Origin of the sequence: Thiosocius teredinicola, assembly GCF_002009425.1 — a bacterium.
Classification (GTDB): domain Bacteria; phylum Pseudomonadota; class Gammaproteobacteria; order Chromatiales; family Chromatiaceae; genus Thiosocius; species Thiosocius teredinicola.
Map to the genome: position 1 here is coordinate 938168 of NZ_CP019936.1, position 12395 is coordinate 950562.

The window sequence follows — 12395 nt, forward strand, 5'->3', positions numbered from 1 at the left end:
TACGCTCACTCGGACATTCAGCACTCCGCACTTGCTCGGGTATGGCTTCGCCATTTTTCCCCGAGCAAGCACTCCATGCTGAATGCCGCTTACCTGGGCGTTATATTTCAAAAGGCTAAGTGCCGATGATCCGGAGATTCACATGATCGGGCATGAGGGCAGCGAATATGGATTCGATCGGCTGTTTGATGCTGTTCAATTCTTCCCTGAAAAAGTACCAGCAATGGTCAGAGAAGATCCGGCGATACTTGAATGTCGAAGCTATGCCGGGGAAACGGTGCTGAACTGGTTCTCTATGGAAGGTAAGGAGGCAATTGTGGAACTGCTTCTGGCGTGTGGAGCACGCCCGGACAGTATCTCTCTCTCTTATGCGCTGGAACAGGGGCATATTGAAGTGGTTTCGTTGTTGATGGCTTCAGGCTGCGTGCCAGCAGAGTCTGACGTAATTCAAGATTTTCGCCGTGCAAGATTGCCGAGAAATAAGAAAGTGCTGTTGAAACGCATCTTCTATGGGTATGGCTAAAAATTGAAATATAACAAGTCGTTCAAGCCGCTCGCTATGCTCGCTCGGACGCCCAGCACTCCGCACCTTATTGCGCATGGCTTCGCCATTGTTGCGCAAACGGCGCTCCGTACTGGCCGCCGCTTAACTGGGCGTTAGGCGCAAAACAATGACCGCACCTCACATGCTGAGCCGAATCCCGCTATTTCTTTCGCTCTTCCTTTTGTTTGGTTGCGCACCCTACATCAATTCGTACTACCTACCGGAGTCTACTGAGGGTTACAGGAGTGGGCATTCGGTGCGCGCCTTTGATGAGCCGATATGGATTCTTGAGCGCGATGGTGCAACGTTCTACTTCTCTGCTGGCCGGGACGGCGCGGGCCACAGCATTTTTAAGCTCAATATTCAGCCACTTCGTTTGCCTGGAGAGAACAGCTTTTCAGCCCAAAAGAGGCAGGAGGCCAGATTGGCGGTAAAACCGATTACCGTAGAATTTGCCAAGCTAAGAGAAGGTCCATTGGTAACCTCGGGTGTTACCGAAAAGAACGCCGGCAATGTTGAAGTCGTAAAGGGGCAGTATGGCACCAATAATCGCTCAGTCGTGAAGCCCTCAACCAATGAGATTCACTTGCTTGTCGATCACTTTCTGGAATTGAGTGCCTTCTTTCAGAATAGCGAGTCCGAGTTGTATGTTGTGGAATGGCCGTCAATGATCATCAATGGCAAGTTGGTTCAGGTTCCACCAGTTCAGTTTGCGTGGAAGAGCGGCGTACAGGTTCAGTTTGTTAATGGGTAGAAAGAATTCGCCTAACAAGGCGGTCAAGCCGCTCGCAAGCTCGCTCGGACATTCAGCACTCCGCGCTTGCTCGGGTATGGCTTCGCCATTTTTCCCCGAGCAAGCGCTCCGTGCTGAATGCCGCTTACCTTGGCGTTATGTTCAATAAGTACTCATGAGTATTTGGCAGAAATTGCGGTTTTCGCTGTCATTGCTATCTGAGCTTGCTTGGTTGTTATTTCTGGCGTTGTCTGTCTACTCGTTCATAGCCTACGTCAATTGCACTGATGGTTTGTGCCATGAATTGGCGTTTGCCGGAACAGTCAGCTTGATGTACGCGGCTGGTTTCGCTTTGTCGGGTGTGCTATTGGCATTGAGTGTCGGAAAGCAACTAAGAAAAGGGCACGCAAAGCTACTCACTGTTCCTGTGGCGGTATTTCTCGTTCTATTTGTTATCTTGTATTTTGGAATCATGGTTTATGGTATTGCCGCAAGAACATAACAAGGCGTTCAAGCCGCTCGCTATGCTCGCTCGGACGCTTTGCACTCCGCACCCGCTGCGCATGCCTTCGGCATCGTTGCGTAGCGGGCGCTCCGCGCAAAGCGCCGCTTAACTGGGCGTTAGGTGCAGAAGAAAATTGTGTTTCTAGCAATTGCGGCAGTTGCGGAAACTACGGCGCTCTCATTCGAGTGCAGCGGCGAAACATCTGGTGCAGTGCTAGTCTCCATCGAAGCGCGCCGCTCGATAGCGGAATGAGATCGGTACGGTATTCAAATGGGGGTTCGCGAAGCCGTATTCGCGGTACGCAAGTTGCTCTTGGAGTGAAGGTCAGTGCGAAGAAACGCAATAAATTGGCAGTGTGCGATCTTGGTGGGGGTGCCATTTGAAGAGTGCAGAGGCTATTTCATCGCCCATGGTAACGTACTCCGTTGCGCACCTAACAAGTCGTTCAAGCCGTTCGCTGCGCTCACTCGGACGCCCAGCACTCCGCGCCGTGTTGCGCATGGCTTCGCCATTTTTGCGCAAACGGCGCTCCGTACTGGGCGCCGCTTAACTGGGCGTTATGTTTGTCGATGAATTGCATGATCCCGCAGGAGAGCAAGCTGGCTACTAGAACTGTCTTGTTCCTGCTAATAGTGGCTGCTGCTCAAGGCTGTACGGAGAACTTTCCGCAGCGCCACATTGATGCGGTATTCGGGTCGTTTCCGTCGATTGGATCGCCAACAATTGTCCAGATCTTTCGATTTGAGCACGATTCAAATCAAACAGATGTCTATTCGTCGGGTAGATTTCAGATTGAAGAGAAAGATCATGCAGGCATTCTCGCCAGGTGCCTAGAAACAGAGGCTAATAATGGCCTGCTACGTGAGCAACAATCGAGCGAAAATCTTGTTTGTAAAATGCGAATCTCGAATGCCCGCGGTACTGTGAGCATTGTTGTTGATAGGGTGCGCCCAATTATTGAATATAGGTTTAAGGGCTAAATAATTGCCAAACATAACAAGGCGTTCAAGCCGCTCGCTATGCTCGCTCGGACGCCTAGCACTCCGCACCTGCTGCGCCCGCCTTCGGCATCTTGGCGCAGCAGGCGCTCCGCGCTAGGCGCCGCTTAACTGGGCGTTATGCGAAGAAGTGGATTCAGTGAGCACGGCACTAAGAAATCTGAAAGTTGGTGTTCTGGCTGGTTTGGCCGCGATGATAGTGCCTGCATTTTGGGGGGTGTGGGAAATATACAACGAACCTTTTATCTTGCCCAATGGGCAAATTGATGATGCGGCTGAGCGTGGAGCAGGAATGTTTTTGCTCTTTATGATTTGGCCGATATCAGCTATTTCTATCGTCTATCACTGGGCTTTGGCGAGCGCAATAACAAACAGAAAGTCATCAAGAATTCGGTCTTTGCTTTTTACATCGGTCCTTATGTGTGGTTTGGTTTCAGTGGTGGTCGCAAGTACTTTCTATGAGCTTGGAATTGGCGAGCAACTAAGAGCGTTCGCTATTCTGTTTCCTTTGGCCGCACTGTGCGCGTTACCTGGGATTGGAGTGATTGCATATGAGATCAAAAACGCATAACAAGGCGTTCAAGCCGCTCGCTGTGCTCGCTCGGACGCTTTGCACTCCGCACCTGCTGCGTATGCCTTCGGCATTGTTACGCAGCGGGCGCTCCGCGCAAAGCGCCGCTTAACTGGGCGTTATGCGGAAAACGAATGAGTACGATCGATAGTTTTGCGGAGGTTCTTGAATCTCTGACACACGAGGAAATTCAAGAGGTCTACGATTCGTCGCTTTCGGTGAGAGAGCAAGATGCGCTGGGAGATTATTTGTTGAATGCCGCATGTGACCTCATTCAAATCGAGAATGTGCGCTATTTTGTCGAAAAGGGTGCATCAATTGAGTCCCCAAATTCGGTTGGCGATACCCCGCTGCTCTGCGTGATAGATCACTGCGCAAAAAATCCAACTTTTGCTCTTGAGATCGTAGAGTATCTGCTTGACAAAGGCGCTGAAATCGAAAAGCGCGGCTATATGGAGAAAACGCCTTTCCTGAAAGCGTGCTCCAGAGGTGATTTGAGTATCATCAAATTGTTGGTCGCGAGGGGTTGCAACGTCCGTGCAACCATCCAAGAACCGGGTATCTCTTTTGATGGTCTAGATCTTGCGCATATTCACCGGGCAGGTACCGATGTGTTGAGTTATCTCGGAAAGGTGGTCGCATAACAATGCGTTCAAGCCGCTCGCTATGCTCGCTCGGACGCCCAGCACTCCGCACCGTGTTGCGTGTGGCTTCGCCATTTTCACGCAAACGGCGCTCCGCACTGGCCGCCGCTTAACTGAGCGTTATGCGTAAAAAGATATGAGCACTACAACCAGCGTTGAGCAAGTCATACTCGAATATGCAGGTGCTCAGAAGGAAGAGCTATTTGAAAATGCGCTGCTCGAAGAAGATCTAGGCATTACTGGAGATGATGCGGATGAACTTGTGGAGGCGTTAGAAGAAGAGTTCAAAGTTGATTTTTCGGGGTTTGAACTGGAAAAACATTTCTTGCCCGAGGTCGGGAAAAGCTCAGATGCAGAGTATGGTTACTATCCTGTGTCGGTAGGCCACCTACTGAAAGTTGTTCGGTCTGGTCGTTGGGAACTGCCGCCGCGTAACCCAGAGTATTTTGTAAAGTCTCAAAGAGAATTGAAGCGGCAGCGAATGATTCAATCCGCGATTTTCGTCCTTTGCGGGGTTGGGGCGCTAGTATGGTTTATCCCCCGAGGTCTTTGAGAATGTGGGCGAAGCGCATAACAAGGCGTTCAAGCCGCTCGCTATGCTCGCTCGGACATTCGGCACTCCGCACTTACTCGGGCATGCCTTCGGCATTGTTCCCCGAGCAAGTGCTCCACGCCGAATGCCGCTTAACTGGGCGTTATGTTAAGAAAGATTCGTGAAGCGTTGTTCGAGTTTGCGTATGGATTTCGTTTCAGTGTTCCTGCGGCGCTCCTTATTGCAGTGGGCATAGCGATGGGAAACGAAGCCGGCCTGATCCTCTTGGGTGTGGCATTTTTAATGGGAGTGCCCTGGAACCTCTTCGCGCTGGTCGGTCTGTCAGTACTGAGTCTGGGTGTAATCTGGGTAGTTGGCTATTTGGGGATTGGTGTGCCCTTCGATGGCTTAATGGCCATGTTTTGGCTCGTGGTGGCAGCAGCGTTAATTGGTGCGCACATCAACGGCATTAACTTCTTGAGAGGAGAGGTATGAACATAACAAGTCGTTCAAGCCGCTCGCTATGCTCGCTCGGACGTTTGGTACTCCGCGCCTTGTTGCGCATGGCTTCGCCATACTTGCGCAAAAGGCGCTCCGTACCAAACGCCGCTTAACTGGGCGTTAGAGCGAAAATGGATTTAGATGGATTTTGCCAAGAGATAAAAGATCGATTTCCTGAAATTTCTGCAAAAGCAGATCGCTGGTACACGCTGCGCTGGGATGATCTAACAGATACGGAGTACTACTCTTACTCGTGGTTCGAGGCGTTAGCCAATGCGCTGAATGGCGAAATGCGAAAGGAAACGGATCCTGCGCTGTATGGTGCGCTGTTGAAAGTAATCAGCAATGCATTCGAGAGTGAAGGTGCAGAAATTGCAAAAGCCATTGATGTGGCTTTTGTGGAGAATCTCTTCTGGGAGGTGCCGGAGCATCAAGCGGCAAGCTATTGGGCGGCGCTACCGAGAGGGTTGAAGGAGCTATATGTCAATTTCCACCATAGAACGCCGCTCTAACAAGGCGTTCAAGCCGCTCGCTAAGCTCGCTCGGACGCTTTGCACTCCGCACCTGCTGCGCATGCCTTCGGCATTGTTGCGCAGCCGGCGCTCCGCGCAAAGCGCCGCTTAACTGGGCGTTAGCCCCGAAGAGGAAAACCCAAATGCCAAAGCAAATCATTGAGGGCGGTTGCCAGTGCGGCGCAGTGCGATACGTAATTGAAGGCGAGCCGATTATGGCAGCGATCTGCCATTGCTCAACCTGCCGTAAAGCCAATGCCGCGCCTGCTGTAGCGTGGGCAATGTTCGAGTCCGGGCAAGTTGCGTTCGTGGCTGGGCAATTGAAGAAGTACGAGGCATCTGAAGAAGCAATACGAGGGTTCTGTGCTGAATGCGGTACCCAAATCAGTTTTGAGGCTGAATACTTACCTGGGCTGATTGATATCACCGTGGGCAGCTTTGATAAACCCGAATCGGTACAGCCGTCTATGCATTACTGGTACTCGAGGCACCTGTCATGGGCCGAGTTCTCTGATGAATTGCCGCGTTATTCAGAGTTCCCGCCGGTCGAACAATGAAGCGAAGGGCTAACAAGGCGGTCAAGCCGTTCGCTATGCTCACTCGGACGTTTGGTACTCCGCCGGCGCTTGCGCATGGCTACGCCATGTTTGCGCAGCGCCCGCTCCGCACCAAACGCCGCTTACCTGGGCGTTAGGTTCCACAAAGAATAGAAAGGAATCGTCTGAATTTCGCCAAGTATCAGATATTTAGCTACGTTGAAGAAATGTTTACCTGCATCAGTGATCTTCGGAATCCCGAAATTGAAATGCTCATGAACATGCAATCCCACGGATTGAATGAAGATGTGTTGAAGGTCTTGCTGTTTCAAATGTTCGAAGAGTACATGTTGGTTGCGCTGAAAGAGCCTCGTGCTCTTTTCACTCCAACACTAGAAGATATTGAAGTCGCACTGCGTGAAGAAAAAGATCTGGCAAATCATTCCAAAAACACGTTCTACGGTTTCACCAGCCAAGCGGTGGAAGTATTCGAGGAGCTAAAGGAAATCTACGGTGAAAAAACCTAACAAGGCGGTCAAGCCGTTCGCTTGCAGCTCACTCGGACATTCAGCACTCCGCACCTGCTCGGGTATGGCTTCGCCATTTTCACCCGAGCAAGCGCTCCATGCTGAATGCCGCTTACCATGGCGTTAGCCAATCAAAGAAGAGAGACATGAGAAAGCTAATAATCCTGTTCGTATTTCTTGTCTTTGCACAACCTGCCATGGCGCAAGGAGCAAAGAGCAATGAAATTGAAGAGTTCCCACTTTCCGAGTCCGAGCAGTTCGAATGGGAGTACTACGCGCTTTTCCCCGAAGAAACTGGCGCGAAGGCTTTTGCAGATTCATTTGGGAAAAAGGGCTATTCAGCAAAATCAAAATTCATCGAGCATTCGAAAAAGTATCGAGTCGTCGTCACAACAGTTTCACGAAAACATGAAGCAGCGTTGCTGGCTAAGATCGTAGAAGAAGAGGCGTCAAGTCTCGGAGGTAGCTACGTGCACACCACTGTCGGTAAACCTCTATCTAGAGATAGTGCTTCAAATGGCTAACAAGGCGTTCAAGCCGCTCGCTATGCTCGCTCGGACGCTTCGCACTCCGCACCTGCTGCGCATGCCTTCGGCATTGTTGCGCAGCCGGCGCTCCGCGCAAAGCGCCGCTTAACCTGGCGTTAGATGCGCATAGAAGAAATGAGTGCCGGGTAGCCCGTGCCAATGAATAAGCTGCTGCGTAGCGAGAGGGCTTCGTGGTCCGGCAGTTGCGGATAAAGTGAGTAATCAAGGCCGCTTTCTTTGGTGGTCAGCGATTATTCGCGGTACGTGGTTGCGGTGTATCTTGATAAACCGTGGCCCATCATTAGCGAGCGCTTGCGAGTTTCGAGATGGGGAGGTTGTTTCGCTGTGCCATTAGGAACGTCAGTGCCAATCGTCGAGGAAGGTCTTTCCACGGCCGTGCCCAATGCCCGTGATGCGCGCATTTATGTTGTACCGAGCAAAGCCCTCTTTTTGGCCTCCGAGTTAACGCATTTCCAAAAGCATCTAACAAGTCGGTCAAGCCGCTCGCTACGCTCACTCGGACATTCGGCACTCCGCACTTGCTCGGGCATGCCTTCGGCATTGTTTCCCGAGCAAGCGCTCCATGCCGAATGCCGCTTACCTGGGCGTTAGATGCGCATACAAGAAAAAGAAAGCTCGCAGCTCCGAAGGAATGAAAATACTGCCGTGCTAGTCGGTGGTTTCGTGGTCCCGAAGTAGCCGCTAAAGTGGGGCGTCGAGGCCGCTTTCTTTGTCGGTCAGCGATTATTCGCGGTACGTGGTTGCGGAGTAAGTTGATAGCCCGTGGCCCATAATTAGCGAGCACTTGCGAGTTTTCAGATATGGAGGTTGTTTCGTTGTGCCAATAGGAAAGTCAGTGCAAGTCATCGAGCAGGGCCATTTCCGCGTGGTGCAGGGTTCTGAGCTATCAAGCGTTTGCCCGGCCGGTGCTAGAACTTTCTTTTTTACCTCCGAGTTAACGCATTTTCAAAATCATCTAACAAGGCGTTCAAGCCGTTCGCTACGCTCACTCGGACATTCAGCACTCCGCACCTGCTCGGGCATGCCTTCGGCATTTTGGCCCGAGCAGGCGCTCCGTGCTGAATGCCGCTTAACCTGGCGTTAGGTTGAATAAAGAAATGGCGGAAATCATCGAAACCTACAACCACCAAGGCCGGATTGGCGTCATGGTTCACTTTCGATGTGTCGATGATATCGTGTTCAGAACTCCGGAATTCAAGGAAGTCGCAACAGGCATCGCCGTGCATATTGCGGCGGAAGGCCCATTGGTTTTAACAGCGTCAGAGCTCAGTCCGGAGGTCCGCAACAATGAACTAGCGGAGATACATTCGGAAATCAAAGGCCTTGATGCCGAGGCGCAACTACAAGCCATTAACGATGCAAACGCACGGATGAATGCGAATTATGTTTTGCTGAGCCAACCCTATGTGAAGAATGGCGATCTAACCGTGCATGAACTGCTCGGAGAGCTTTCAACCACACTGTGTGTCAATGTCGAGGTAATTCGGTTCACTCGTTGGGTTACCAATGAAACCTAACAAGTCGTTCAAGCCGCTCGCTGAGCTCGCTCGGACGCTTTGCACTCCGCACCTGCTACGCATGCCTTCGGCATTGTTGCGCAGCAGGCGCTCCGCGCAAAGCGCCGCTTAACTGCGCGTTAGGTGAAAAAAAGGAAAATGCAACATCTTCTGTTTGTCTGTAGTGAGTGCCGGTTGCGTAGCCCTACGGCAGAAGAAGTATTCTCAAGGTATGAGGGCGTCAAAGCTCTTGCGGCCGGAACAAATGCAGATGCAGAAACACCACTAAGTGGTGATCTAATTGAATGGGCAGATATCGTTTTGGTAATGGAAAAGGCTCATCGAAATATGGTGTCGAAGAAGTACAAAGAGTTGCTGAAGGGCAAGAAGCTGGTGGTTCTTGATATCCCAGATAATTACGAGAGAATGCAGCCGGAGTTGATTCGGTTGCTTCAAACTAAGGTATCGAGGCATATCCGGCTATGAGGCAGCACCTAACAAGTCGTTCAAGCCGCTCGCTATGCTCGCTCGGACGCCCAGCACTCCGCACCGTGTTGCGCGTGGCTTCGCCATGTTCGCGCAAACGGCGCTCCGTACTGGCCGCCGCTTAACTGGGCATTAGGGCTAAGAAATGGAATTTTCAGCGTTTAGTGAATGCGTTGAGAAAGCGAAAGCAGAGCATCCGATTTGGTTCAAGGGTGAGCGTGAAGTTCCGGCAACTGAATCAGAATTACGGCAGTTTGAAAAACATTGTGCATGTGCGCTTCCGGCGGCTTTTCGACAATTTGCCTTGAACCACGGTTTTGGTCATTTCGGCTTTGTGTCGGTTCTCTCGATCCGCGCCGGAGAAGCAAGTATTTTGCAGCCAGCCAAGTATCTCGGTGAATTAGCACACAGGTACTTACCGGTATCTGAGAATGGTTGCGGAGATTTCTACGCATTCGAAATAAAAAATGGAGCATGCTCTGAAACACTCTACTTCCTGGATCACGAGCAAGCATATGCGGCGGTTCCAACGCGCTTCAGAAACTTCTTGGCCTTTGTGGCTGAGGAGGGCTTGAGGCGCTGTGAGCAATAATAGCCCTAACAAGGCGTTCAAGCCGCTCGCTATGCTCGCTCGGACGCTCGGTACTCCACACCTTGTTGCGCATGGCTTCGCCATTGTTGCGCAAAAGGTGCTTCGCACCGAGCGCCGCTTAACTGGGCGTTAGGTGTAAAAGTGCTGCAGCTGGAAGCTCGCAAACTATTCCGTGCGAATGGCCTCATAGATGATTTCGTAATCTATGGAACTGCAGGGGATTATGAAGAATTCGCCAAAGCGGTGGAATCAGCTCGTAGTGGAAAAACACCGATAAAGTTGGCTACAAGCTCCTCAATTTCGGTCGAAATATCACTTGGGAAGGGCGAAGAAACAGAGTTATTCACTTCGTTGCAAAATGCGAGGAACGAGTATCTTTCCATGGAGGATTGGGAGGGCCGAAATATCCTACGGGTGGTAGGTGGCAAGCAGGCTCTTCAGGAACTCTATCTATTCCTTGGCACCTTAGCTACTCGTAAAGAGGGCTATAGCTATTTGTCGGAGTACTCTAAGAGCCATACGTACTCAAGTATTTCGCCAGAGGTTAGGCTGCATGTGGAAAACACCTAACAAGGCGTTCAAGCCGCTCGCTATGCTCGCTCGGACGCTCGGTACTCCGCACCTTGTTGCGCATGGCTTCGCCATTGTTGCGCAAACGGTACTCCATACCGAGCGCCGCTTAACTGGGCGTTATGCAAGATAAAGGAAGAATCAAAGCCTGCAGGCACTGCGGCAAAGAAAACACCTATGAGTCGCCGGGTAAGTCCTACAAATGCGATGCCTGCGGCGAACTCATGGATTGGAGTCATGAAATAGAATGCCGAAACTGTGGGGCACTCAACCACTTTATGCGTAGCGAGTTCGAAAATGGAAAATGCGTGAACTGCTATAAGCCAATAATTTGGACGTTAAAGCCCGAAACATACGTTCCCAATTCTCTACCGAAGAAAAAAAGGTTTATTGCGCTGCTAGCTGGCTTTGGTTTGCTGGCAATGTCCATTTATGGTGTTTTCACGCAACACTTGGTGTTATCGCATGGCAGCAGGTACTTTTCCGCGATTCGAAGGCGATATGAATTCTTCGGCTGGGAAGTTTCCTTGCCAGTCGTTGCGATGGTATTGGTGGGCACTGGGTTTCTCCTTATGATTGCTGACCATATTGATAAGCGAAATAACGAATACAGGTACCGAATGGCAATCACTGGTCTGTTTACGGTCGGTTACTTAGCCTATTTTGTCGCTTTCTTTTTCGGCGAAAGGGTTCGCTAGTGCAATGTATGCATAACAAGTCGTTCAAGCCGCTCGCTAAGCTCGCTCGGACGCTTTGCACTCCGCACCTGCTGCGCATGCCTTCGGCATTGTTGCGCAGCCGGCGCTCCGCGCAAAGCGCCGCTTAACTGGGCGTTAGCCCGAAAGAATGAACATGGAAGTCATCGTAAGAAAAGCCAGCCTCGGCGATGAAGCATCTATAGCAAGAGTCCATGTGGCTGCGTGGCAGGCAGCCTACACAGAGTTCATGGGCAGTGAGTTCTTAAATTCGCTGTCGATCGATCAAAGAAAAGAAATGTGGGAAAACGCTCTGAAACAACCGGGCGGCGGGAAGTATCTCGTTGCCGAGGTCCAAAACCACATTCAGGGCTTTGCTGTGTTCGGGCCGGCTCGCGACAGTGATCTAGATAAATCATCGAGCGAATTGGTGGCGCTCAACGTACATCCAGAATTCTGGCGCCAAAATCTTGGTACGAGTCTGTTGAAAAGGGTACTTGAGAGCGTTTCGAAAGAAAGCTACAAGTCGCTACATTTATGGGTCATAAAGGGCAACACGCCAGCTATCAAACTGTATGAGAGGTTTGGTTTTGAGTATTCTGGTAGAAGCAAAACAGATAGCAACCATTCCGGCAATCCGCTGCATGAGTTGCGCTATTCGAAATCGCTGGTGGGCTAACAAAGCGTTCAAGCCGCTCGCTATGCTCGCTCGGACGTCCAGCACTCCGCGCCTTATTGCGTGTGGCTTCGCCATTTTCACGCAAACGGCGCTCCGAGCTGGCCGCCGCTTAACTGGGCGTTATGTTCTGAAAGGAAGCACAAATGAAATTTAAGAAACTGATTGTTCTGAGCGTGGTTGTATCGGCTGGTGGTTGCGCAAATCCGATCAATCAAGTCACGGCCGATAATTACCAGCAAACCTGCTTCGCGGCAGAGCATAATGGCAATCTTCTCGTGGCAGAGGAGGCATGTGGTCGTGCGCTAACCAATGTGGCGTGGGGAAATCTCGGCCCCGCTGAACAATCGCAGAAGCAGTACAACCTGGCCCGCATTAAACGCCAACTTGCTAAGTTTCCAGAGGCGGAGGAGCTTATGAAGCAATCCCTGGCAATAGAAGAATCCCTTCCTTCACCGTCACCCCTCCGAATCGGGCGCCGCCTCGTAGAGCTGTCGGCGTCACTCGCCGGGCAAGAAAAATGGAAGGAAGGTGCACCTTATTTAACTAGGGCCTACGAGTTAAGAGATCATTTCTCACCTCGTGAGAAAAAGTACACGGCCGAGGTCCTTGCTGCTTACAGTGAAGAATTGCAGAGAGAAGGCAACACAGAAGCGGGTTTGAAGTTTGCCGCGATGGCATCAGCAATTGAAGAGTAAGAACATAACAAGGCGTTCAAGCCGCTCGCTA

19 protein-coding genes are annotated in these 12395 nt (G+C 51.2%); all 19 read left to right on the plus strand.

All coding sequences use genetic code 11. The features are described 5' to 3' along the window. Positions 1-142: 142 nt before the first annotated feature. On the plus strand, positions 143-523 hold the full coding sequence (locus B1781_RS04405) for an ankyrin repeat domain-containing protein (protein ID WP_125931886.1): 381 nt from the start codon (positions 143-145) through the stop codon (positions 521-523). A gap of 277 nt (positions 524-800) precedes the next feature. Next, a complete protein-coding gene (locus B1781_RS04410; RefSeq protein ID WP_125931887.1) occupies positions 801-1298 on the plus strand; it encodes a hypothetical protein in 498 nt (165 codons plus the stop codon). Positions 1299-1452: 154 nt separating this feature from the next. Then, positions 1453-1779: a hypothetical protein gene (locus B1781_RS04415; RefSeq protein WP_078118499.1), complete on the plus strand. Its 327-nt coding sequence runs from the start codon at positions 1453-1455 to the stop codon at positions 1777-1779. A 581-nt stretch (positions 1780-2360) separates the two neighbouring features. Further along, positions 2361-2762, plus strand: a complete 402-nt coding sequence (locus B1781_RS04420) for a hypothetical protein (RefSeq protein ID WP_078118500.1) — start codon at positions 2361-2363, stop codon at positions 2760-2762. 157 nt (positions 2763-2919) lie between these two features. Next, positions 2920-3351 carry a hypothetical protein gene (locus B1781_RS22780; protein ID WP_125931888.1) on the plus strand — a complete coding sequence of 144 codons (432 nt, stop codon included), beginning with the start codon at positions 2920-2922 and terminating at the stop codon, positions 3349-3351. Positions 3352-3485: 134 nt separating this feature from the next. Further along, positions 3486-3995 carry an ankyrin repeat domain-containing protein gene (locus tag B1781_RS04425; RefSeq protein WP_078118501.1) on the plus strand — a complete coding sequence of 170 codons (510 nt, stop codon included), beginning with the start codon at positions 3486-3488 and terminating at the stop codon, positions 3993-3995. 136 nt (positions 3996-4131) lie between these two features. Next, complete coding sequence (locus B1781_RS04430; RefSeq protein WP_078118502.1) at positions 4132-4548, plus strand: DUF1493 family protein; 417 nt, start codon at positions 4132-4134, stop codon at positions 4546-4548. 144 nt (positions 4549-4692) lie between these two features. Beyond that, the gene (locus B1781_RS04435) at positions 4693-5022 is read left to right on the plus strand and encodes a hypothetical protein (protein WP_078118503.1); all 330 of its coding nucleotides are present in this window, start codon (positions 4693-4695) and stop codon (positions 5020-5022) included. Between the two features lie 137 nt (positions 5023-5159). Then, positions 5160-5540 (plus strand): DUF7674 family protein, encoded by a 381-nt coding sequence (locus tag B1781_RS04440; RefSeq protein ID WP_078118504.1) that lies wholly within the window; start codon positions 5160-5162, stop codon positions 5538-5540. Between the two features lie 143 nt (positions 5541-5683). Further along, a complete protein-coding gene (locus B1781_RS04445; protein WP_078118505.1) occupies positions 5684-6097 on the plus strand; it encodes a GFA family protein in 414 nt (137 codons plus the stop codon). A gap of 254 nt (positions 6098-6351) precedes the next feature. Further along, positions 6352-6603, plus strand: coding sequence for a hypothetical protein (locus B1781_RS04450; protein ID WP_164513247.1), 252 nt, complete (start codon positions 6352-6354; stop codon positions 6601-6603). A gap of 146 nt (positions 6604-6749) precedes the next feature. Further along, a complete protein-coding gene (locus tag B1781_RS04455) occupies positions 6750-7127 on the plus strand; it encodes an SPOR domain-containing protein (RefSeq protein WP_164513248.1) in 378 nt (125 codons plus the stop codon). A 1121-nt stretch (positions 7128-8248) separates the two neighbouring features. Beyond that, positions 8249-8668 (plus strand): hypothetical protein, encoded by a 420-nt coding sequence (locus tag B1781_RS04460; protein WP_078118508.1) that lies wholly within the window; start codon positions 8249-8251, stop codon positions 8666-8668. Between the two features lie 138 nt (positions 8669-8806). Beyond that, positions 8807-9133 (plus strand): low molecular weight protein tyrosine phosphatase family protein, encoded by a 327-nt coding sequence (locus B1781_RS04465; protein WP_078118509.1) that lies wholly within the window; start codon positions 8807-8809, stop codon positions 9131-9133. Between the two features lie 145 nt (positions 9134-9278). Continuing rightward, entirely contained in the window at positions 9279-9725 is a 447-nt protein-coding gene (locus B1781_RS04470) for an SMI1/KNR4 family protein (RefSeq protein WP_078118510.1), read from the plus strand. A 141-nt stretch (positions 9726-9866) separates the two neighbouring features. After that, entirely contained in the window at positions 9867-10295 is a 429-nt protein-coding gene (locus B1781_RS04475) for a hypothetical protein (RefSeq protein WP_078118511.1), read from the plus strand. 122 nt (positions 10296-10417) lie between these two features. Next, the gene (locus B1781_RS22785) at positions 10418-10993 is read left to right on the plus strand and encodes a hypothetical protein (protein ID WP_125931889.1); all 576 of its coding nucleotides are present in this window, start codon (positions 10418-10420) and stop codon (positions 10991-10993) included. A 154-nt stretch (positions 10994-11147) separates the two neighbouring features. After that, positions 11148-11669: a GNAT family N-acetyltransferase gene (locus tag B1781_RS04485; protein ID WP_164513249.1), complete on the plus strand. Its 522-nt coding sequence runs from the start codon at positions 11148-11150 to the stop codon at positions 11667-11669. A 143-nt stretch (positions 11670-11812) separates the two neighbouring features. Further along, the gene (locus tag B1781_RS04490) at positions 11813-12364 is read left to right on the plus strand and encodes a tetratricopeptide repeat protein (protein WP_078118514.1); all 552 of its coding nucleotides are present in this window, start codon (positions 11813-11815) and stop codon (positions 12362-12364) included. Positions 12365-12395: the final 31 nt, after the last annotated feature.